The organism is Quyinboa sediminis, from assembly GCF_042219855.1.
Lineage (GTDB): Bacteria > Bacteroidota > Bacteroidia > Bacteroidales > UBA5342 > JBHJHP01.
This window is the reverse complement of sequence record NZ_JBHJHP010000003.1, coordinates 212634-236527: the sequence shown is the minus strand read 5'-3', so window position 1 is coordinate 236527 and position 23894 is coordinate 212634. Positions and strand designations below refer to the sequence as shown.

The following is a 23894-nucleotide window of genomic DNA, read 5'->3' as shown; positions in this document are numbered from 1 at the left end:
TGATTAAGTGACAGTTACAATTAAAAAATAATGCTTTTTTTTTGCTCAAACCAATTCCTCATCGTATTATTGTAACGGCCTACAGGATGAAATAATCTACTTTAGAATTTATGAGAATATTAATTACAACAATATTTTTAAGCATATTCATGGTCATACAGCCAGGTTTTGACATGCTTGGTAGTGGTAACAGAAGCGAGAGCAGTCCTGTAAATGCTATGGCCTTACTCGAAAAGAACAGGGATCAGATATACCCTGCAAATATTGAATACCTGGATAAACGCACGCCTGTAAAACTGGAATACAGCAGGGATGTTAAAAAGTATATCGACTTTTATATTCTTGATAATCCGGAAATGTTATCGATCATAGCAGGAAGAAGCGAATATTATTATCCGATTTTCGATGATGTACTTGCCAGACACAATCTTCCCCTGGAACTAAAAAACCTTTCAGTTGTGGAATCAGCATTAAATCCTTTCGCTGTATCCAGGTCGGGAGCAACAGGACTATGGCAGTTTTTATTTCACACCAGCAGAATGTTCCATCTTAATATTGACTCTTATGTGGACGAAAGAAGGGACCCTGTAAAATCAACCGAAGCAGCGTGTGAATTCCTGTCTTATTTATACCGGATATTTAACGACTGGCAATTGGCAATTACCGCTTACAACTGCGGACCCGGAATGATTGAAAAAGCGATTGAAAAAGCTGACGGCAGTACAAATTACTGGGACATAAGACAATATCTTTCAGCAGAAGCTAGAGATTACTACCCTAAATTTGTAGCTGCATGCTATATTACGTCATTCCATGACAACCATGGTATTAAATCATCGAAATTTGAATATAACTATGATGAAGTCGAAACTGTTGAAGTAAAACAGTCCATATGGTACAAGCAAATATCCAAGGTTATCGGCGTAAACGAAACAGATTTACGCATGCTTAATCCGGTTTATAAACAGGACTATATTCCTGTATATGAAAATGCAGTAAAAATAAACCTGCCTAAAAGAGCAGTAAAACCGTTTATTCTGAATGAAGACAAAATATATGCATATCAGCTGCAAGCCAAAGACTACAATGATTTACGGGCTGAGGCCGGAGGTATTGAAGGGAAATATAAAACCATACATTTTGTTCAGCGAGGCGAGTATTTTCACCAGATAGCCATGAACAGTAATTGTACCCTTTATGATATTATGAAATGGAACAATATGGAAGATAAGAACCTTAAGGCCGGGCAGGCTCTTGTTGTATACAAGGAAAATGAAAAGCTGAATAAGAATGTTCCAAAACTTAAAAAAGCAGATAAATTACCTGCACTACTGGTAGATAACCAATAATTGATGTAATAAAAATACGAAAAGGGGCGCTGATATTAAATCAGCGCCCCTTTTGCATAGCATTATAATAATATCTTTTACCTATTCCAATGGCATGGCATAGGTTCTGATATCTTTATCTGTAATTTCAAGATCACATAAAATTAAAACCCTTTCCACTACATTCCTGAGTTCACGAATATTTCCTGTCCAGGGCAAGTTTTGAAGCTCCCTTATAGCACTATCCGCAAATTTTTTGGTTGCAATGCCCAGTTCCTGGGACAACAACTGATTGAAATGCTCAACTAACATTGGTATATCTTCCTTACGTTCTTTCAGAGCCGGAACATGAATAATAATTACACTCAGTCTATGATATAAATCTTCCCTGAAATTGCCCTTTTCAATCTCTTCCTTCAGGTTTTTATTTGTAGCCGCAATAACCCTTACATTTATCTTAATGTTTTTATCACTTCCAACCCGGGTAATCACGTTCTCCTGTAAGGCCCTTAACACTTTTGCCTGTGCTGAAGCACTCATATCCCCAATTTCATCCAGGAAGATTGTACCGCCGTCGGCCTGCTCAAATTTTCCTTTGCGCTGTTTTATTGCTGAGGTAAAAGCTCCTTTTTCATGACCAAACAACTCACTTTCTATTAGCTCTGAAGGAATAGCAGCACAATTCACCTCTACAAATGGTTCCTTACTTCGTAAACTGTTCTCATGTAACAAACGGGCTACGACCTCCTTACCCGTCCCGTTTTCTCCGGTTATCAGAACACGTGCGTCTGACGGAGCCACCCGTTTTATCATGTCTTTAATACGGTTAATCTCGTCCGATTCACCCACCATCTTCATTGAACCGGAAAGCTTTTTCTTTAAAGCTTTTGTCTCGGTAACCAGCGTATTTCTCTCCAGTGCATTTTTTATGGTAACAAGTAAACGGTTTAAATCAATCGGTTTTTGAATAAAATCAAATGCTCCTTTTTTTATTGCTTCCACAGCCGTATCGATGTCGCCATGGCCTGAAATCATCACCACCTGTTGTTCCTCATTCTGAGCCTTAATCTTTTCAAGAACTTCCATACCATCTATCTCAGGCATTTTGATGTCACAAAAGATAATATCGTAAGTGCCGGCCTGTACCAGCTTTAAACCTTCAACACCATTCTCAGCTACATCAACGGCGTGATTTTCATATTCAATAATATCTTTAAGGGAGTTCCTGATGCTTCTTTCATCATCAATTACCAGAATACTTGCCATATATTAAGTTTTAAACAAAAATAACCAAATATTGTATAATACAGGTATTAAACCTAGTTTTGGATTACAACATAGAAGGTTATTACATTGTTTTTTTTAAATTTGAAGATATTAGAAGAAAGGGATAAGCTTAAGTGTTATGAAAGAGAGTAATCTACCACCAAAAAACTTTTACGGCATTGGAAGGGAAGCCCTGTATCCACAGGAGCAGCTGCTTGATATTAAAGATAACAACAAACGGTTTTCCATAGGAATTCCCAAAGAGAATCATAATACTGAAACCCGTATCCCGCTTACCCCTCAGGGCATAGGATTACTGGTTGACAACGGACATGAAGTATTTATTGAGTCCGGTGCAGGTAAAGCTGCCAACTTTAAAGACACGGACTTCAGCGAAGTAGGTGCGTTCATCACAGAAACACGAAGCGAAGTATTTACAAAAGATATTGTCATAAAAGTAACCCTGCCGACTGAAGATGAAATCGGGATGATGAAAGAGCGTGGCATACTCTTCTCCACCCTCAATCTTTTGGGCATGGATATAACCATGGTTAAACGAATCATGGATAAAAAGCTGACCGCCATCGCACTGGATCTTCTTCTGGACGAAAACGGGGCATTTCCAATCGTACGCTCACTGAGCGAAATTGAAGGAAACCTGTCCATCACACTGGCATCCCAGCATCTTAGCACTATTCATGGTGGGAAGGGTGTACTCCTGGGTGGTGTAACAGGTATTTCTCCGACAGAAGTTGTTATTCTTGGTGCCGGTACAGCAGGTACCTTTGCAGCTAAAACAGCACTAGGCATGGGCGCCGTAGTAAAAGTATTCGATTACTCCATTGCAAAATTACGGGAACTGGAACACAATCTCGGACAACGTATTTTTACATCCAATCTGCATCCAAGTGTGCTTTCCAAGTCACTTAAATCCGCCGATGTTGTCATTGGCACATTACGGTTCCTATATGGTTCAAGGCGTTTTATGGTTACTGAAGAACTAATTCGGTTAATGAAACCGGGGACTGTTATTGTAGACCTGAGTGTGGATCAGGGTGGTTGTTTTGAAACCTCAAAATGTACAACGCTCAAAAGTCCGATGTTCGAAGATCACGGCGTCAAACATATTTGCCTCCCCGGCTTGTCGGTACTGGTTCCCAGAACGGCATCCATCGCATTCAGCAATGTTATAAGCCCGATATTACTGGATATGGGTGAACGCGGTGGCATAATGGAACACATTAAATCGGACAACGGATTCTGCAACGGGGTCTACATTTACCAGGGAATACTCACCAATCATTACATCGGACAGCTGTATAATATCCCATCTAAAGATATTGGTTTATTACTGGCTGCGTTTTAACCATGATTCTATTCTGGCTTATTCCGGCAGCTTATGTACTGTTTACGCTGCTTGTTTTTCTGGGCTTAATATTAAAACATAAACCCCAGGCTGAAAAAAGATCTGATATTTCTGTTGACATTCTGATCCCTTTTAAGGATGAAGCCGAAAATCTTCCGGAGCTGCTTGATTCACTTTTGGATCAAAAAGATGCAAGCAATAAAATCTCTATATACTTTATCAACGATCACTCCTCAGATAACAGTGTGAGGATTATCATGCAGTATCAGCAAAAATCTCCGGATATTCACCTGCTTGAAAACTCAGGTTCTGGTAAAAAATCTGCACTGATAACCGGTTTTAATGCTTCCCGAGGTGAGGTAATTCTGTTAACCGATGCGGATACGATTATTAGCTCTGACTGGATTCAATCGCACATCCGGCAGTACGATCCAGAAACAGATATGCTTATAGGTCCAGTGGAAATGCTTCCGCTAAAACATAAAATATGGCATCATTTACAGGTTCTTGAATACAAATCTATCCAGGCAGTCACGGTTGGTCTGGGTACATTAAATCTACCTGTTATGTGCAGTGCAGCGAACCTCTCTTTCAGAAGAAGCGCTGTGAGTGACATCAGGAAAGCCTTAAATCTGAATTACCGTTCCGGTGATGACATGTTTTTATTACACCATTTTAAATCGGAAAGAAAAAAAATATGCATAAACCATTCTGTAGTCCGGATTAAAACAGAACCATTTAACAAATTTCTGCAACAGAGGATACGCTGGAGTGAAAAGGCCAAAGGATACAACGATTTTATGATATTAGTAACAGGACTGCTGGTGATGTTAATGAATCTGTTAATCCCGGCGACATTTACAGCTTCTTTTTTCGCAAACAGTTTAGCATCAGTCTTTCTGATCCTTTTTTCTATCAAAATTCTGTCTGACACCCTTGTTATTCTACCACTTCTTAAGAAATCAGAACTATCACTATTATGGCTGCTTATTCCCCTCTCAATACTTTATCCTTTTTATGCTGTTGGTGTTGCTGTAGCGGGATTTCTTAAACCAGAGCACAGCAAGGGATGGTAAAGTAAAAAATAGCTCTTTAGCAGCTTTAATAATTTTCAAATTTGTTTTAAAATACACACATTTGTGAATTGAAACTGATTGGTCATGGGACATACTGAAACGTTTATCACACTTATTGAAAATGCCATTAAGAAATACTGGAATTCACCGGCATTTTCTGACTATGAAGGCCAGACATTAACATACAGTGAAGTTGGGACTAAAATCCTGAAGCTCCACAAAGTGTTTGAAAAATGCGGACTCAAAAAAAATGACAAAATCTCCCTTGTAGGTAGAAATCAGGCAAACTGGGGTGTGGTATATCTTGCTGCTGTCAGCTATGGTGCAGTCATCGTACCAATTTTACCGGATTTCAAAACCAGTGATATCCATCATATCGTTACGCATTCTGATTCCCTGATTCTTTTTATCTCAGATAATATTTTTGAAAAAATAGATGAAACAAAAATGCCTCATCTTAAAGGCATCGTTTCCTTAAGTGATTTCCATATTGTGCATGAGAATGAAAAATGTACAGTACGAAAAGCACTGGAAACATTAGATGAAATTCAAGTCGATGCGACCCGGGAAAGCTTCAAACTTCCCGAAGCATCACTCGATGATATTGCCGTTATTTCCTACACATCCGGAACATCCGGTTTTTCCAAGGGAGTTGTTCTGCCCAACCGAAGTTTATGGAATAATGCCCGAATTGTTTTTGACGATGAAATAAACCTTCATGAGGGAGACCGTATTGTTTCGTTTTTACCTCTGGCTCATGCCTACGGTTGTTTATTCGAATTTCTGACACCCTTCATATATGGTTGCCACATCACCTTTCTCACCAGAACACCTTCACCACAGGTGGTGACGAAAGCTTTCAGGGAAATAAAGCCCAACATGATTCTGGCTGTTCCGTTGATTATTGAAAAGATTTATAAAAAGAACATCCTGCCGGCAATAGATAAGTCCACCATGAAACTCATCATGAAAGTACCGCTGGTTAATAAATCAATATTCAAAAAAATAAATGATAAACTGACCTCTGTATTTGGAGGAGAATTTAATGATGTGGTAATTGGTGGTGCTGCCTTTAATAAAGATGTGGAGAAATTTCTGAAACGCATCGGTTTTAAATTCTCTGTTGGATATGGGATGACAGAATGCGGTCCGCTGATCAGTTACAGGAACTGGCAGAATCATAAACCGGAAGCTGCGGGAAGAGTTGTCCCCGGAATGGAAGTAAAAGTTGATTCTGAGGATCCACGCAGGATTCCTGGTGAGATTCTGGTCAGGGGGAAAAATGTGATGGTAGGATATTACAAAAACCCACAGGCAACCAAAGAAGTATTTACAGATGATGGTTGGCTCAAAACGGGAGACCTGGGCGTGATAGATGAGGAGAATTTTATCTACATCAAAGGCCGGAGTAAAAACATGATACTGGGGCCAAGTGGACAGAATATTTATCCTGAAGAAATTGAAGCTGTAATCAATAATATGCCTTATGTAATGGAAAGCCTTGTAAAAGACAGCAATGGTAAACTGGAGGCTTTGGTGTATCCTGACTTTGAAGCTACAGATGCAGCAGGTATGACTATTCAGGAGGTTGAAGATGCCATTCAGGGTCATAGGAAACTGCTGAATGAAATATTGCCGGGTTACATGAATATATCTAAAATTACGCTGTTCCCTTCAGAATTTGAAAAAACACCAAAGAAGAGTATCAAACGCTACTTATATACCAAATAAATTTGAAAAACCACGTCATCATAGTAGCAGGGGGCAGCGGTAAACGGATGCAATCATCCGTTCCAAAACAATTTATGGTTCTGCATGGAAAACCGGTTCTGATGCATACTATTGATCAGTTTTTAAAGTTTGATCCGGATATTACTGTAATTCTTGTCCTGCCTGAGAACCAAATTGATTACTGGCACTCCCTATGCACCACTTATAAATATACGGCAAATGTAAAAATTACCAATGGTGGTCCGGTACGTTTTGAATCGGTAAGGAACGGTCTTAATCTCATTACCGAAGATGGCATTGTTGGAATTCACGATGGTGTTCGACCATTTGTATCATTGGATACCATCAAACATGCATATCAAAAAGCAGCGAATGTAGGAGCTGTTATTCCTATCCGTGACATGGAAGAATCACTCAGATTTTCGGATCAAAACACAAATTATGCTGTAAACCGCGATCATCTGAAAGTGGTGCAGACACCCCAGGTTTTTAAAACCAAAATAATTAAAGAAGCCTATTCCAAACCCTATATACCTGAATTCACTGATGATGCATCCGTAGTTGAGCGTGCAGGATATAAAATTTATCTGATAGAAGGTAACCGTGAAAACATAAAACTTACCACTCCTTTCGATTTTATTATTGGAAATGCGCTTTTAAAATCACAGGAATAAAAACATTACTGGCTGTTTTTCTTTAGAAAATTGTACTTCAGAACTGTTACAAAACCAAAACAAAAACCCATTAACAACTATACATCAACGACTTAGACCTCATTCATTACTAAATCGGCTACCCGTTATTTTGTAATATTTCTGAAACATATATTTCTCTCTGTTGTAACTGATGCTTAGTTTCACTGTAACAAAGCACACCTAAACTTGCAACGTAATTTATAAACAACAACAAATTTTATAATGAAGAGAAATTTAACCCTTGTTTTTGCACTGCTTATTTTATCATTTTCAATAAGTGCACAAACAGTTGTGAAGGGAATTGTTAAGGAAGTACAGGGAGATAAAGAAGTACCACTACCATTTGCGAATGTTTATCTGGAAGGAACAACAATTGGAACAACAACAAATTTAGATGGTTACTACGAATTGAAAGTTGAACCCGGCACCTATACCATATCCATCAGTTTTATTGGTTACGATAAAGTATCAAAAGAGATTACAGCAGACGGTGAAACAGCCATAGAAGTTAATACAACTCTCAAATCCGGAGAAGGTCAAAAACTTCAGGAAGTCGAAGTTGCAGGAAAAGCCAATCGCGAATCTGAGAACATGCTGATGCTGGAACAGAAAAAAGCGGTTGTTGCTGTGGAAGCTATCGGAGCCAAAGAAATGTCCCGTAAGGCAGTATCGGATGTAGCGGCAGGCGTTAAAAAGGTCACAGGAGTCTCCATGATGGGATCTAAGCAGCTGTTCGTCAGAGGTCTTGGCGACCGTTACAACAGCGCTGAACTCAACGGCCTTCCAATAACGTCACCGGATCCGACAAAAAAAGTTGTAAAGCTTGACATGTTTCAGGCGGATATCGTAAAGTTACTTGAAGTCAACAAGGTGTTTAATGCCAAAAACTACGCCGATTACACAGGCGCACTCATTAATATTGAAACCAAGGATTATCCGACTGAGCCTTTTCTTTCAGTCAGCATTGGTGGAAAATATAACTCCAACAGTACCGGTAAACCATTTTACATGATACAGTCCGAAGGCAATAAATACTTCGGTTTTGATGTGAATGCACGACGAAAACTCACGCCGACAAATTATCTTCAGGTAAATCGGATCATGAATATCGGTGAGGATTTCCACCCTGCTTCCTTCGGTTTTACGACCAATAACGCCAATCCAAACAGTAGTTTTTCCATAAAAGGCGGAAAACTGTTCGATCTGAACGGCGCAAGTAAAATCGGTGTTCTGGCCAGCGTATCGTTTGACAACGAATATGAATACAGCCCGGATGTGATTGATCTTAATATTTCGAACAAACAAGGCAATATTGATGGAAATTATGTCAGTCAGATTTATTCATACAACACTTATTTCACGTCCCTTCTCAGTTTATCATTTGTAAACAGCGACAGACACAGCATCACCTATAATATGGTCTATCTGAATAACGGAGAAGACGGGTTTAAACAGAAAAAAGGCTTATCTCCCGACTGGGGTGAAGAAGATACTGCATTGATCCGGAATGCTGAATACATAAAATACCGTCTGTTAAGCAACCAGATCAAAGGGAAGCATAAGGTGAACGACAAATTGGTTTTCAACTGGAACGGTAGCGTGATGGATGTAATGTATGATATTCCGGATCGCAGGGAGATTGTCTACCAACAGAATCCTGATCTGGCCTGGACCTATTTTGCACTGAATAACGGTAACGATACAAAAAGAGTAATCATTCAGCAAAATTCCATGGAATACAACGCCACTGCCAGTTTAGATTATGCATTGGATGACGAAAAAGGAAACATAGCTGTTGGCGCTTACTATCGTCTAAAAAATCAAACCTATAACTCCTACATGTTCGGATACCTTTTTAACCAGGCGAATCTCGAAAATTATGCAGTAGACATTTCAAATCCTGATGCTTATTTCGGCTCGCAAATATTCGACAGAGTAAAGTCAAATACAAATGATGGAATGGGTTATGACGGGAATTTGTATATCTATTCAGGCTTTGTGGATTTTGTGTATAACCTGAACCGATTGACCCTGAATGCCGGTTTAAGAACTGAATATTCTTCCATGGAGATTATTTCAAATACCAATAAGATCAACAATAACGAAACATCCTATTCATTCGATAATCTTGATTTGTTTCCGGTGGTAAACCTGAAATACAGCGTCAATGACAAATCCAACCTCCGTCTGGCAGTGAGCCGTACGGTCACAAGGCCAAGCTTTTATGAAAAATCGCCGGCTCAGATGATTCCTGAACTTGGAGAGAGGTTAACAGTTGGCAATCCGGGAACAAAAGATAACCCTACGGCTTATGGGTATCTTGAAAACTCATACAGTAATAACATCGATATTAAATATGAAATTTTCCCAAAGCGAAACGAGTTGATCTCCATTAGTGCTTACTATAAAAATATTATTCAACCAATCGAACAAAAACTCGCTTCAACCGGAGGAACAGATTTTATCAAAACCTTTGTAAGTACGCCTGAAAATGCGACTGCAGCCGGTGCGGAGTTTGAATTAAAAAAACGTTTTAACAATGTATTTGCAGGATTGAATGCAGCGTACATTTATACCAACATCAAAATTCCGGATAGTTTTGATGAGCTTAACAAAGAACGTCCGCTGCAGGGTGCATCACCCTATATTATCAATGCCGACCTGGGTTACAACCTGAGATACGGGAAAAACAAAAGCAACATTTCGTACGTCGGAGTTGTATTTAATTCCTTTGGAGAACGACTGTATGCTGTAGCATCGGATGGAATCGGGAACCAGTATGAACTACCTTTTAATGCATTGGATTTTGTTTTAAAGAACACCATAAATCAGAAACTTGAAATTAATCTGACGGTCAAAAATATTCTCAATTCGACAACAGAATATAAGCAGGATATTTATTCAGACCTGTCACAACCGGATGTAAAAACCGGACAAACTGTAGTATACAGATATAAAAAAGGTATAACTGCAGGCATAGGAATATCGTATAAATTTTAAACAAATGTATAATCAAACTTATCTAAAAATGAAAAAACAAACTTTAAACTACTTGTATGCAATCCTTTTTGGATTCAGCCTTATCTTCGTTTCGTGTAATCCGGATGATAACAAAGGTGAAACTACCTCAACCGATTTAACCGGATCAATTACAGAAGACCGGACCATTTCAACTGATGTAAACCTTGATGGTGCTGTCACAGTTGAAGATGGAGTTACCCTGACAATCAAGAAAGGTGTAACCATTGTGGCAAATGCATCCGATTTATCATACCTTTTAGTTAAACAGGGTGGTAAAATTATTGCTGAAGGAACAGAAAGCGAGCCAATTGTATTTACCTCCAACCTGCATGAAGCAGGAGCATGGGGTGGTCTTCACATCTGTGGTAAGGCAAGCATTAATTCAGGTGCAACCGGACTCTCCGAAATCGGAAATGCCACTTATGGAGGCAATCTGGATACGGATAATTCAGGAACACTAAAATATGTTCGCGTTGAATATTCCGGTACAATTCTGGATGCAGAACATGAAGCCAATGGTATTTCATTCTATGGTGTTGGTAGCGGTACTACCGTTGATCATGTTCAGATTTATGTAGGTGCGGATGATGGTATCGAATTTTTTGGCGGAACAGTTGGGATCAAACATGTGTATGTTTACGGTGCTCAGGATGACAGTTTTGACTGGACTGAAGGTTGGAGAGGAAAAGGCCAGTACCTGATTGCAGTACAGACTCCTGATGGTGACCGTGGTTTTGAAGGTGATAACCTTGGATCAAACAACACAGCTACGCCTTATGCAAACCCAATGTTTTCACAGGTTACACTTATTGGTGACAACACAAACAGCGGTTACGGCATGAAACTGCGTGAAGGAACCAAAGGTCAGATCTACAACTTTATCGTAACCAACTTTGATAAACGAAGTATTCACGTAGAACACGATCAGACATTATTAAATGTTGTAGATGGTTCACTGATGGTTGACTACGGATATGTAAATAATAATGTAACTGATGTAGCCATTAAATATTCTGCTTCAGAGGATGTAGATGAAAATGGTAATGTAATTGGCGTACATGAAAAACCAGCCAATTTAGCAGATCATTATTTTGAAAACTCAGCTAATATCCATCTGATGGACTTAACCACGGGTGTTGACATGACAACTACCTACACCGGTGGCAAAGATGCTGCAACATTAGACAACTGGTTCACTTCAGACGATAAAATAGGTGCCGGATCTGACTGGACAGCAGGATGGATCAAAGAATAATTTAAAAGATGAAAGGTTAAACAGTGCTCCTGAAAGCAGGAGCTTGTTTAACTGTTCTCTTCATTGTTGTTTTAAGTTGCTGGATTGCTACAGCGTAGCAATCAGGACATCCCCTGCGGGGGATGTCTTCTTAAATTTAATTATATTTGTACATTAACAAGTGTTGATATGGAGGATTATAAAATACTTGTCGTTGACGACGAAGAAGATTTATGTGAAATCTTACAATTTAACCTGGAAAGTGAAGGTTTTTATGTTGAGACTGCATTTTCCGCCGAAGAAGCCCTGGACAAAGAAATTGCCGGTTTCGACCTCATTTTACTCGATGTGATGATGGGTAATATATCAGGCTTTAAAATGGCCAGTATATTGCGAAAAGATCCTAAGACGAAAAAAGTTCCAATTATTTTTCTTACTGCTAAAGACTCAGAAAACGATACACTAACCGGTTTTACTCTCGGAGCCGATGATTACATCTCGAAACCCTTTTCCATTAAGGAAGTTGTAGCAAGGGTAAAAGCCGTTCTTCGCCGCGTAAAAGAAGCTGAAGAAGCACCTGAGGAAGTGGTTGTTTACGAAGGGCTGGAAATGAATATAAATGAAAAGAAGGTCAAGCTGGACGGCGATGCCGTAAAACTCACTAAAAAGGAATTTGAAATACTGAAGCTGTTTCTGGAAAACCAGGGAAGGGTTTTCTCGCGTGACGAGATTCTGAACAGAGTATGGAAAAATGAATCGTATGTTCTGGACCGGACCATTGATGTAAACATCACCCGGCTAAGAAAAAAAATCGGGGAATACGGTAAAAACATCGTCACCAGGCTGGGGTACGGCTATTGTTTTGAAATAAATTAATACTGCATAGCAACAACAATAATGAAGTTTCGAATTCTGAACAGCTACAACAGAAAGCTGTTTTTTTACTTTTTTGTCATTTTCGCTATATTTTCTGTGGCTGTCGGTGTTTTTCAATTTGAACGCGAAAAGCAATCAAAAACCGAAACACTTGAAACGACATTATTTACTTACAATCAGATGGTGCACAACTATCTGAGGGCCAATCCTGACTCTATTACAGGTTCAGGAAGCATCATATCTTATTTCCCTGATTCCAATTTAAGGATTACGATTATAAAATTTGATGGCGTCGTCATTTACGACTCTTTTGTTGAAGATTATGAAGACCTTGAAAATCATTTATACCGGCCCGAAGTACAGGAAGCACTGCATACAGGTACCAGCGGCAGCCGTATCAGATTTTCAAACTCAACCAAAAGAGATTATTATTATTACGCCTACAAATATCCTGAATATATTGTAAGAACCGCACTTCCATATAATATTGAGGTCAAAAAACTGCTGAGGGCTGATAATGTCTTCATATTCTTTATCATCATCTTATTCTTTATTTCATCTGTCTCTTTAATTTATGTGGCAGACCGTATGGGTAAAGCCATCTCCAAACTGGAGTTGTTTGCAAAAAAAGCGGCGAATAATGAACCGATCGATGTTCAGGTACAGTTTCCAAATAACGAACTGGGAACCATTGGACGCGAGATCGTCAATATATACAAAAGCCTGAAGAAGACACAGAATGCCCTTTCAAATGAAAAAGAAAAACTGATAAAGCACCTCCATACCTCACAGGAAGGTCTGGCTATTTTTTCAAAATATAAAAAAGAGATTCTGGCTAACAACCATTTTATTCAGTTTGCAAATGTCATTGCTGATCAACAGATTGTGTGGTCTGATGAGGTATTCGGACTGAAGGAGTTCAAACCAATAAGCGATTTTATTGATTTTGAGTTATCGAAAGATAAAAAAATGCTGAACGGTTCTGTTCGTGAAGAGATGAACATCACGAAAAACGGACGGTACTTTCAGGTTTACTGTATAATTTTTCAGGATAAAAGCTTTGAAATTTCCATTACAGATATTACCATGCGCGAGCGTGAAAAGATACTGAAACGGGAGTTAACCAGCAACATTGCGCATGAACTGAAAACACCGGTTAGCTCCATACGCGGCTACCTGGAAACGATTGTCCTTAACGAAAACCTGGACAAAGAGAAACAGCGCTTTTTCATTGAACGCTCTTACGCACAAACACAAAGGCTAACTGATCTGATAAACGATATTTCGTTTCTGAACAAAATTGAAGAAGCGAGCTCTGTCTTTGAACGGGAGAAAATAAACCTCAGGGAAGTCGTCACCAACGTATTTCTGGACGTTCACCTTAAGTTGGAAGAAAAAAACATCAGGCATACGGTAGATATTAATGACGATATGGTCATGAACGGAAATCAGTCTTTGGTGTATTCAATCTTCAGAAACCTTGTGGACAATGCCATTACATATGCCGGGGAAAACATATCGCTGATGGCAAGTTGTTACAGACAGGATGAACGGTTTTATTATTTCAGGTTTTACGATACCGGAAGCGGTGTAAAGGAGGAACATCTATCCAGACTTTTCGAGCGCTTTTATCGTGTTGATTCCGGGCGATCCAGAAAAATGGGAGGTACAGGTCTCGGGCTCGCTATTGTAAAAAACGCAGTCAGTCTCCTTGGTGGTGAGATCACCGTTAAAAACAGAGCTGATGGCGGACTGGAGTTTTTATTCAGTTTCAGGAAAACCCTTTGACGGCAGATTAAGTTTTCAGGGTAAATTTATCCTTATCATTTAATACCGGAAACTTTCGTCTGAATTCCAGCAACTCAGTCATCGACAGCTCCATATTAATGCTTGCGGTCTCACCATGTGGTGTATTCATTACCTGGCCTTTGGGGTCAACAAAAACAGAACCACCAACATATCCAATATTGTTCGCATCTGATCCGGTGCGATTCAGACCGAAAACATAAGTTTGGTTTTCTATGGCCCGGGCCTTTAATAAAATATCCCAAACATATTGGCGTTGTTTCGGCCAGTTGGCTGTATAAATAATCAATTCATAATCATTCTGGTTCCGGCTCCATACCGGAAAGCGTAAATCATAACAAACCTGGAGTAAAATACGCCACCCTCTGAATAAAACGATTTTTCGCTCCACTCCTTTTGAATAGGCTTCGTGTTCACCACTCATTGTAAACAGATGTCGCTTGTCATAAAAATCCACCGTTCCATCAGGATGAATAAACAAGAAGCGGTTATAAAATTTCCCATGGTCACGGATCACCATGGATCCACCTATGGCCATTTCGTATCTGGCACTCAACTCTTTTAACGCACTAACCGTCGGACCTGTCATAGTTTCTGCTATGGATTCCACATTATTTGAAAAGCCGGAAGAAAAGGTCTCAGGAAAGATAAATATATCGGGCCTGACTTCCATATTTTCAATAAGCTGCTTGTTTTGTCTAAGATTGGCTTCAGAATCTTCCCATACAATTTCACCCTGATAACCACATATATTCAGTTTGTCTTTTTTCATTTCTGAGCTTTTGCATAAATTTAAACAAAATTTATCAACTCCCGTTAAGCGTTAAACATTTTATCAATTCCAAACAAAGTGATTATAAAGCAGTTCAGCGAATGATAATTATCATTTTTAACTCTCACAGGATAATGGATTTTTGCGGCAGAATAGCCTGAATTTAAAACAGAATTGGCATGAAAACCAAAGTATCGCTTAAAAAACGCATTTTAGAATATGGCATGATCGTACTGGGTGCATTCATACTGGCAGCCGGTTTTGTATTTTTTATCAATCCATACAATATTGTACCCGGTGGCGTATTCGGTATTGGTATTGTTGTTCACCATCTGATACCTGCCGTTCCTATTGGTACCTTTGGACTCGCACTCAACATACCGCTTACACTCATCGGCATTCGTATTCTGGGGCCCAAATTTGGAATTAAGACTGTTTTGGGCATGGTGCTGACTTCAGCATTTATGGATGGACTAACCTATTTTATAGGCGAAAACGATCCATTAAAATTGGCTGATGATCTATTACTAGCATCAATTTTCGGAGCCATACTTCTTGGTGTTGGACTAGGATTAATCTTCAGGTCCAGAGCGACATCAGGAGGCTCGGATATTGTGGCTATGATCTTTGCAAAATTCTCTAATCTCCCTGTTGGCCAGCTGCTGATAATTATTGACTCCACCATCGTACTTGTTGGTTTACTGGTATTCAAAGACTGGAAAATCCCCCTTTATTCATGGCTGGTGATATACATAACCGGACAGGTTATTGATATCGTCCTTAAAGGTATCAGCTATGATAATGCCCTGATGATAGTATCGGAAAAACACGAAGAAATTAAGGATAAAATCATTAACGGACTTGAACGAGGTGGCACCTTTCTGAAAGGTGAAGGCATGTATACCGGCAAGGAAAAGAACGTAATATTTGTGGTTGTTTCCCGCCGTGAACTTACCATCCTTAAGAACTGGATCAACCAGATTGATAAAACAGCTTTTGTCACCGTAATTGATACAAGAGAAATTCTGGGTGAAGGATTCAGGCAACTTGAAGAAGACAATTAATTCTTTCGCTAGTCACCGGGTGAATCATGCAAATACCGAAAATATTCTCTTGTTAAAAAGTAAATTATTATTTACCTTTGAACTTAGTTAAGAAACAAATACATGAAATGTTCTGAACTATTCCGACTATTGAAAAAAGATGGTTGGTATCCAATTTCACAAAAGGATCGCATGTTAAATTAAAACATGACCGGAAAGAAGGAATAATAATTTTCCCAAATCATGGAAGCCAGGAAGTTGGTAAAGGACTTGAGAAAAAAATTTTGAGAGATGCCGGAATAACACTTTAAAAACAAGAATTATGAAGAACTATAAGAAAAAAATTAAAATAATAGTTGAAAAAACAAAGACTGGTTTTTCAGCTTATTCAGATGAATATTCAATATCTACGACAGGCAGAACTATCCCCGAACTTATAAATAATGTACTCGAAGCAACTCAGCTATATTTTGAGGATGAATTTATTATTACACATGAAAATTTAAAGTTTGAGATTGATTTTGCACAATTCTTCCAATATTACAAAGTGTTGAATTCAAAATTTCTTGCAGAAAAAATTGGAATGAACCCAACTTTATTATCCCAGTATGTACAGGGACATAAAAAACCATCTGAAACCCAAACTGATAAAATATTAAGCGGGATTCATCAAATTGGACAAGAATTATCAGAGATGAATTTGATTTACAAAAGTTAAAAACAAAACACTGGCTATAATATGTTTTGATAGTGCATGGCAACATGTATCTATATTCACCGGGTGAATCTTGCACTATCGGAAATATTCACCCGGTGAGTAAGAGTTTAATTGTACATAAACCGTTTTATGCTTCTTTTGGGCGTCTTTTCGAATTCTTCCTTTTGAATTTCAACTTTTTGCAGCTGTTCGTATTTGGGCAATGATTTATTGACCTCCTTACGCATCTCCTCCATTTTTCCGGGAAGAGCATCTGCAGTAATCCCTTCATTTTTAAGCACATCCGGATCAGGAAATACGAGAGCTACCAACTGGTTTTTACGCTCTACCACCAGGCTTTCCAGAACCAGAGGCATGTTGTTTATCCTGTTTTCAATTTCTTCAGGATAAATATTTTTGCCGTTGGCGCCCAGAATCATATTCTTGCTTCTGCCCCTGATATAAACATAATCGTTTCTATCAATTACGCCCAGATCGCCGGTATGCAGCCATCCTTCATTGTCAATAGCAGCTTTTGTACTTTTCTCATCCTTGTAATACCCCAACATTACGTTTTCTCCTTTGGTAAGAATTTCCCCTACTATATTATACGGATCATCTGAATCGATTTTAACCTGCATCCGATCAACAACACGTCCTGCTGAATAAGGCTGTGTGCTGTCCCAGGCATCATAACTGATTAATGGTCCACACTCCGTCATACCATAGCCAATGGTGAAACGAAATTTAATGCGGCGTAAGAAATCTTCAATCTCCCGATTCATCGGAGCTCCACCGATAACAATCTCATAAAAATTCCCACCAAAACTCTCAGTCAGCTGTTTCTTGACTTTATTATACACCACTTTATTAAGTCCGGGTACTTTGAGCATAAACTTAACGGCACCCTTTTCAAGAGCAGGAGCAATCCGTTTTTTATAGACCTTTTCCAGTACCAGGGGAACAGAAAGAATAAGGTGCGGTTTAATCTCACCAAACGCTTTTGTTACCATTTGCGGTGAAGGCATTCTGTCGATAAATGTGGTATGGCAGCCCAGACTGAACGGAAAAAGGAATTCAAATAGCTGACCGTAAATATGGGCCATGGGTAAAAAGGAACATATCCTGTTTCCCGCTTCCAGTGGCATATGTTCCTGTGCAAAGATGATGTTTGAAACCAAACTGTTTCTACTTATCATTACACCTTTGGAAAACCCTGTTGTTCCTGATGTATAGGATAAAACAGCCAGATCATTTACCGGAAATTCATCAAGCTTAATATTGCGTTGTGTAACATCTTCCCCTTCATTAGCCGTTCTTTTCTCTGCCAGCAGGCGTTCAACTTTTTTCCCGCGTCGTTCCCATGTCACTTCAAAAGAATCCAGAGAAAATGTCGTTTTCAGTGTTTTCATCTGAGCTGTATCCAACGGTTTGGCCAGTGCATCTGAAGCAATCAGTAACACGGCCTCTGAATGATTGACAATGTAGTGTACATCATCGGGTTTAAAATCCGGTAATATAGGAACAACCACCGCACCATATGAAACAATGGTAATATATGATATTGCCCAGTTTGCCGTATTACGTCCCAGCAAAACAATTTTATCACCCGGTTTTATGCCGGCTTCCTCAAACACCTTATGGAACAGCGCCATATGTTTTGCAACATCACTATAGGTATAGGTTGAACCTTCATAGTCAGAAAAAGCATTTAGGCTCCAGTTATATCTCAGGGTATTACTAAAGATTTTGTTCAGTTTCTTTTTCATCATCATGGGATTTTACAAGTGAAAAGTACGCATAAATTCCCATAAATGCAATTGGGAACACGGCATTAAATGAAATATATTAACGGCCTATTTCACAATGTAATTGTAAAGATAGTTATCCCTTCCGCCAACAATCAGATTAAAACTACCGGAAGTGGATTTCAGAAAACCTATGGAAAATGGTGTATTTCCGGTTAATGGGAAACCACTTTTTTCAGAACCGTCATTATTGAATAAATATATACTCTGCTGCGCCCTGTCTACTACGCCAATTTTATAATCCCTTGCCGAAAACCGGTAAATATAAGGACTATCAGTAATATCATCCGGAAAAACGCGCTCAAACAGCAGGTTCCCCATGTAGTCGAAAACTTTCATTGATTTTCCTTCAATGGTGATCACTTCAACACTACCTGTTCCATCAATATTCTCAATAGCCATTTGATAATCCTTTGTCTTTAAAGGCAGTTTACGTTTACTCACCACTCCGGACAACATAACTGTAATAAGATTACCATCTGTATCACCGGTTAAAATAACATCAGAACCGCCCGGACCTGAACTAAGTGGATAGAAATCCACATTTTCATTTTTACTGAACTGATCCGGTAGAGTCACCCGTTCCCTTCCCTGGCGATCAAGGATATAAACACGGTTTTTATCTGCACATAGTATATAATCCTTCCGGCCAAACCGGATGTGCTGAACAGGACGATTCACAGCATGGTCTGTTTTGCCGAAATCCCATCCTTTTACCCGGTTTCCGTCCACAGCATACAGCAGTATTCTTCGATCCTTAACCGGAATAAAAATCCTGTAATCCCTGCTGTTATCATAATCTGCCAGGCCCAGACCGGTAGTTGCTTCAGATGGTAATTTTACAGGAAAACGATCTACATAATTTCCGTTTCTGTCCAGCAAGAACAGTCTTGTCGGAGTATTAAAAAGCAACTGTAGTTTGCCGTTTTTATAGCAATCAACCTGGTAAATGTCACTGATTATCTCTTCATCCAGTGCTTTCTTCCATAAAATCCTCCCTGAAGGATTAATGAGATATATTGTATGTTTCAAATCCTGAACAAAAATCTCGTTTTCCTTGGTATAGTGATTAAGCACTAAAGCAGGTTTCATTGTAAAGCTGGTATCCAGCAGGCTTTGCCATATGGTTTCAGCATCAGATTTCTGTTGTCCTGAATAATCCATCACCATATTGACATATGGATATTTTCCGGAAGCGTCAATCTGCATCCCAATGCCATTCAGATTTGAGAAAACATCATTATTACCGGGAAAATCCTTATAAAATTCAGCATCCCAGGAGTCTTTTGAAGTCACAGGTACTGACCGACTGTCCTGGTAAAACAGTACATTGTACGTTTCTGAGAGGTTGCTGGAAAAATCATCAAAATAAGACTGACGGGCAAGCGTTTTACCCAAAACATTCGCATACATTATATCCTTTAGTACCCTTTTATCCGGAGCAGCAAAAAGATAGTTATCATAGAGTGCCCAGTATTTCAGATCATCACTTTTAAGGATATTCCCGTATAGAATACCAATCATTTCTGACAGATTAAATTCATAACAGGTAAACTTCATATCCTTATCTATTTTAAGAACATCAGTATATGATTCTTCTTTCTTCCGTTCCTTACCGGCAAAATGTTTTATCTTGCCTTTAAGTGCATTTTCAGCCATACTGTTTCCGTTTACTCTGGCAATCAGGTAGGAATTTCTTTTATTGTTGGAGTAGCCTGCATACGTAACCTTTAAAAATTCCCCGCTGAAAAAATCATCCCCAAAAAGCTCAGGATTCTGTCCGAGCATATCTCCGGCTTTATTTAACCATATATGATAGGCATCGAGTTTATTCTGAGCCTCAAGATACTTTTTGTAATTGGTTCTGAAAAGATTTAAGTCTGTAATATTAATAGACGAAAACTGCTGAGCTCCAACCGGAACAGCATTAAGAATTTCCATTTCGGCTGGCTTCTGACCGCTGAATGCCGAAATATAGTTACTGCTATTTACGGTATAAAAGCCCATGCAGGACAACAGGTTGCTTTGCAGTGCAACGTCAACTCCAAACCAGCTATTATCGCCGGCAATTAATGTTATTTTATCCATCAGCTGTTTGGATGCCATTGGTCTTAACATGTCAATCAGGTCATCCGTGTTAATAAACAACGTTGCAAGCGCATTAGATCCTTTGGTGTTCAGGATATCATTAAAACCGGGTTTAATGGTTACTCCTGCTTTATTCTGAAATTCACGTGCACTACGTTCAAGGGCTATATCCGAAGAGCTCCAGACCAGCAAATTATCATAAACATAATATCCTGAATATGTGGTACTGTCAGTATAATTGTAAATGGTTATATCGTCGTACTTTTTTACTGTTTTTTCTCCTTTTGAATTGTCATTCACCAGACTTTTAAACGTCATGCCGGGCAATCTGTCAGAAACGGGTATTATAACCAGTGGCACAACATCATCTTTACCGGTTACCTGAAATGATATGGCAATCTGACTTCTGTCAAGACCAGCTCTCAACTCTGATTTGCTACTGAGAATGGAATCCAGTGCCGTTAATTCAGCTGATATTGTATTCAGCATGGGTGTTTTAACAAGATCCTTCCACACTAAATTCTGGTTTTGCAACTCAGCGATGAAACTAATCATTGATTCAGACGTAATAATAAATGCGGCATCAGACGGTATAGCCTGAAACATCTTACTGTCCGTTTCTTTTACTGGTTTTTCATTTAAACGTTTATAAAACAGGGTAATGACGAGAGCTAACAGTATAACGGAAACGAAGTAGATGATTCTGCGTAACATATCAGTTGAATTTTTAGCAAATTTCTGAAATTCAGAACGCAATCCCAACATAATGGCACTGTGTGTTTTTAATATTTAATCAACAAAATATTATAAGCATAAAACAGTTATTTTTGTAGAATTAAAATTATTAATAGGTTTGCAAACAAATACGATAAAATGACAAACACTAAACTTTGGACACTTCTGCTTATGACAGCAGTCACAATTACTTTAACATCCTGCTTCGATACAGTCACCTATTCCAACAAAGGTGAACTGACAACTTTCTATATACCGGATCAGCGCAATGCACTTGAAGTATCGAATATTGAATTTACAATAACTCAGCCGGTGGCAGAGGGAGATACCGGATTAATAACAAATCTGTTTGAAATTTTCCCCTACGGTTCTTTAAAAGATCCCCTTAAACCTGTTTTTTCTGCTGAAGGACAAGCGGGTATATACTGGGAATATCATGACTCGGTTGAGATTGACAGTGTCACAAAAATCGACTCTGTTTTTTCAGTTCCTGTAACTTCAGGTAGCACTTCAATCGATTTTTCAGATAAAGTTTTACTCAAAGTATTGTCCGAAGACGGTAATCGTCTTACACCGTATTATGTTGAAATTAATGCTGATACAATTTATCCCGGCTCTGTAACCTGGACACAATTGTCTGATAGTATTCAAACCGGACTCACTCCTTATTCTGAAACATTTTATCTTAATGGCAAAATGTATCTGTTATCGGGTAACATTGATCCTGAGACTGATGAGGTTTATTCAACCCTGTATTCCTCAGAAGATGGGAACACCTGGATAAATGTGAGTATCCGTGGAGACTTTCCCAATGGCGTATATCACACAGTAAAGGTATTTAACGGGAAAGCGTATATTATTGGTTACATTGGCTGGGATAGCGGATCGAAAAGTTTTACGGCAAAAGAAGAAATATGGAGTTCATCAGACGGATTAAACTGGACAAAATCGGATTATCCTGTGGGTATGCATTCCGTTTTTAAAAATGCCGGCGTTTTCAATAACGAGCTCGTTGTCTGGGGTGGGAGTTCACTGAATGCCTCTTCATCAACCTTAGAGGCTATGCCATATACGGTTTCAGGAACAGTTCCTGAACCGGATTATACTGTCTGGTATTTTAATGGCAGCGTATGGATTCAGGGTGCTGATATGCCAAACGAAATGGCTGTTCGATTCAGTACCTCCTGCGTATTTGAAGATCACGGACTGGTATATGGAGGTGAACTTGCAGACGGAAGCAATTCAGGACTATTCTGGTCTCTGGAAGATAATGCCAACTGGCTTAATTTTCCAAAGTCAGAGCTGGAAACCTTTTCCTATGCAACCCTGCTATCGTTCGATCGCAACTTATGGCTGTTCGGAGGTGTAAATGAAGCAGGGATTACAAATCATACTGTGCAGATTTCATTGGATGGGGGATTAACCTTTAAGACTGAAGAAGATGAAGTTGAAGGTAACCTTTTCCCTGGATCAGGTTATTTAGCACGGGCGAAACAAAACGTCATAATGACACCGGATCATACCGTATATGTTATCGGTGGTGAAAACATTACATTTGCACCGCGTGCAGGAAATGAGAATGTAAGCGTGAACCAATTGTATGACAGCTGGAAAGGTATAATGAAAAAGTATGCCAACGAGTAGGTTATATTGTGGGTTTGCAAAATAACAGAATGATTTTTTTAAAATTAAGAAATTCTAAATTATTTTTTTTAGTCTGTTAATTTTTTATTAATATTACGGCTGGTTTTTGAATTAAAAAGTTTTATGGATACCTACCAATGGGACGATAAAAAGGTTTTGGTTGCTGAAGATGTAGAAACCAACTTCTTACTTGTTCAGGCGATTTTAAAAAAGACAAAGATCAATATAACATGGGTTACCAATGGACTGGGTGTTTTTGAACAACTGGAAAATGGATTAAAACCTGATCTGTTACTTTTGGATATCAGAATGCCTGAAATGGATGGATACGAGGTCATGGAGAAACTAAAAGCTGAGAACCGGGAAATTCCGGTTATAGCACTAACAGCATATGCCATGAGAGAGGACGAGGAAAAAATACGAAACTATGGTTTCAACGCTCATGTGTCCAAACCCATAAAATCAAAACTTTTACTTGATACAATGGCCGATTATTTATAGTCGGCTTTTTAATTTGATTTTTTTATGAGCGATATAATATGCAATCATCTGGGTATTTCGAAGGATGAATTTATACAGGTAATAAAAGAAAAGAATCTGACAACACTTGATGAAGTACTTGATGAAACAGATGCCGGCAGCGTTTGTGGTACCTGTATTCCTGAAATAGAAGAAATTCTGAACGACGTCCTGAGCGGAAAACTTTAG

The 23894-nt window shown here is 38.9% G+C and carries 19 protein-coding genes; 15 read left to right on the top strand and 4 right to left on the bottom strand.

Annotated features, from left to right (window positions below; translation table 11 throughout):
- The first annotated feature begins 110 nt into the window (after positions 1-110).
- Complete coding sequence (locus tag ACE1EF_RS08975; protein ID WP_375720314.1) at positions 111-1349, top strand: lytic transglycosylase domain-containing protein; 1239 nt, start codon at positions 111-113, stop codon at positions 1347-1349.
- A gap of 81 nt (positions 1350-1430) precedes the next feature.
- Here ACE1EF_RS08975 and ACE1EF_RS08970 read toward each other — a convergent pair whose 3' ends face one another.
- Entirely contained in the window at positions 1431-2594 is a 1164-nt protein-coding gene (locus tag ACE1EF_RS08970) for a sigma-54-dependent transcriptional regulator (RefSeq protein WP_375720313.1), read from the bottom strand.
- A 139-nt stretch (positions 2595-2733) separates the two neighbouring features.
- Here ACE1EF_RS08970 and ACE1EF_RS08965 point away from each other — a divergent pair, with 139 nt between their 5' ends.
- The 8 genes from ACE1EF_RS08965 (at position 2734) to ACE1EF_RS08930 (ending at position 14381) form a co-directional block, all read left to right on the top strand.
- A complete protein-coding gene (locus tag ACE1EF_RS08965) occupies positions 2734-3960 on the top strand; it encodes an alanine dehydrogenase (RefSeq protein ID WP_375720312.1) in 1227 nt (408 codons plus the stop codon).
- Positions 3961-3962: 2 nt separating this feature from the next.
- Positions 3963-5036 (top strand): glycosyltransferase, encoded by a 1074-nt coding sequence (locus tag ACE1EF_RS08960; RefSeq protein ID WP_375720311.1) that lies wholly within the window; start codon positions 3963-3965, stop codon positions 5034-5036.
- Positions 5037-5120: 84 nt separating this feature from the next.
- Positions 5121-6767 carry an AMP-binding protein gene (locus ACE1EF_RS08955; protein WP_375720310.1) on the top strand — a complete coding sequence of 549 codons (1647 nt, stop codon included), beginning with the start codon at positions 5121-5123 and terminating at the stop codon, positions 6765-6767.
- A gap of 2 nt (positions 6768-6769) precedes the next feature.
- Positions 6770-7441 (top strand): 2-C-methyl-D-erythritol 4-phosphate cytidylyltransferase, encoded by a 672-nt coding sequence (locus ACE1EF_RS08950; RefSeq protein WP_375720309.1) that lies wholly within the window; start codon positions 6770-6772, stop codon positions 7439-7441.
- A 243-nt stretch (positions 7442-7684) separates the two neighbouring features.
- Positions 7685-10462: a TonB-dependent receptor gene (locus ACE1EF_RS08945; RefSeq protein WP_375720308.1), complete on the top strand. Its 2778-nt coding sequence runs from the start codon at positions 7685-7687 to the stop codon at positions 10460-10462.
- A gap of 28 nt (positions 10463-10490) precedes the next feature.
- Positions 10491-11738 carry a hypothetical protein gene (locus ACE1EF_RS08940; RefSeq protein WP_375720307.1) on the top strand — a complete coding sequence of 416 codons (1248 nt, stop codon included), beginning with the start codon at positions 10491-10493 and terminating at the stop codon, positions 11736-11738.
- 168 nt (positions 11739-11906) lie between these two features.
- A complete protein-coding gene (locus tag ACE1EF_RS08935; protein ID WP_375720306.1) occupies positions 11907-12593 on the top strand; it encodes a response regulator transcription factor in 687 nt (228 codons plus the stop codon).
- A 21-nt stretch (positions 12594-12614) separates the two neighbouring features.
- On the top strand, positions 12615-14381 hold the full coding sequence (locus ACE1EF_RS08930) for a sensor histidine kinase (protein WP_375720305.1): 1767 nt from the start codon (positions 12615-12617) through the stop codon (positions 14379-14381).
- Between the two features lie 7 nt (positions 14382-14388).
- On the opposite strand, the gene ACE1EF_RS08925 is transcribed toward ACE1EF_RS08930, so the two are convergent.
- Complete coding sequence (locus ACE1EF_RS08925; RefSeq protein WP_375720304.1) at positions 14389-15171, bottom strand: amidohydrolase; 783 nt, start codon at positions 15169-15171, stop codon at positions 14389-14391.
- 179 nt (positions 15172-15350) lie between these two features.
- Here ACE1EF_RS08925 and ACE1EF_RS08920 point away from each other — a divergent pair, with 179 nt between their 5' ends.
- The 3 genes from ACE1EF_RS08920 (at position 15351) to ACE1EF_RS08910 (ending at position 16932) form a co-directional block, all read left to right on the top strand.
- Entirely contained in the window at positions 15351-16235 is an 885-nt protein-coding gene (locus ACE1EF_RS08920; protein ID WP_375720303.1) for a YitT family protein, read from the top strand.
- Positions 16236-16378: 143 nt separating this feature from the next.
- Positions 16379-16525: a type II toxin-antitoxin system HicA family toxin gene (locus tag ACE1EF_RS08915; protein WP_375720302.1), complete on the top strand. Its 147-nt coding sequence runs from the start codon at positions 16379-16381 to the stop codon at positions 16523-16525.
- An 11-nt stretch (positions 16526-16536) separates the two neighbouring features.
- Positions 16537-16932: a helix-turn-helix domain-containing protein gene (locus tag ACE1EF_RS08910; protein ID WP_375720301.1), complete on the top strand. Its 396-nt coding sequence runs from the start codon at positions 16537-16539 to the stop codon at positions 16930-16932.
- Positions 16933-17039: 107 nt separating this feature from the next.
- Here the strand turns inward: ACE1EF_RS08910 and ACE1EF_RS08905 are convergent, their stop codons facing one another.
- Together ACE1EF_RS08905 and ACE1EF_RS08900 are read right to left on the bottom strand one after the other, a co-directional pair.
- The gene (locus ACE1EF_RS08905) at positions 17040-18680 is read right to left on the bottom strand and encodes an AMP-binding protein (RefSeq protein ID WP_375720300.1); all 1641 of its coding nucleotides are present in this window, start codon (positions 18678-18680) and stop codon (positions 17040-17042) included.
- Between the two features lie 87 nt (positions 18681-18767).
- Positions 18768-21521 (bottom strand): hypothetical protein, encoded by a 2754-nt coding sequence (locus ACE1EF_RS08900; protein ID WP_375720299.1) that lies wholly within the window; start codon positions 21519-21521, stop codon positions 18768-18770.
- A gap of 159 nt (positions 21522-21680) precedes the next feature.
- Between ACE1EF_RS08900 and ACE1EF_RS08895 the strand changes: the two genes are divergently transcribed.
- The 3 genes from ACE1EF_RS08895 (at position 21681) to ACE1EF_RS08885 (ending at position 23894) form a co-directional block, all read left to right on the top strand.
- Complete coding sequence (locus ACE1EF_RS08895) at positions 21681-23186, top strand: DUF6242 domain-containing protein (RefSeq protein ID WP_375720298.1); 1506 nt, start codon at positions 21681-21683, stop codon at positions 23184-23186.
- Positions 23187-23309: 123 nt separating this feature from the next.
- The gene (locus ACE1EF_RS08890) at positions 23310-23687 is read left to right on the top strand and encodes a response regulator (protein WP_375720297.1); all 378 of its coding nucleotides are present in this window, start codon (positions 23310-23312) and stop codon (positions 23685-23687) included.
- A 24-nt stretch (positions 23688-23711) separates the two neighbouring features.
- Positions 23712-23894, top strand: a complete 183-nt coding sequence (locus ACE1EF_RS08885) for a (2Fe-2S)-binding protein (protein WP_375720296.1) — start codon at positions 23712-23714, stop codon at positions 23892-23894.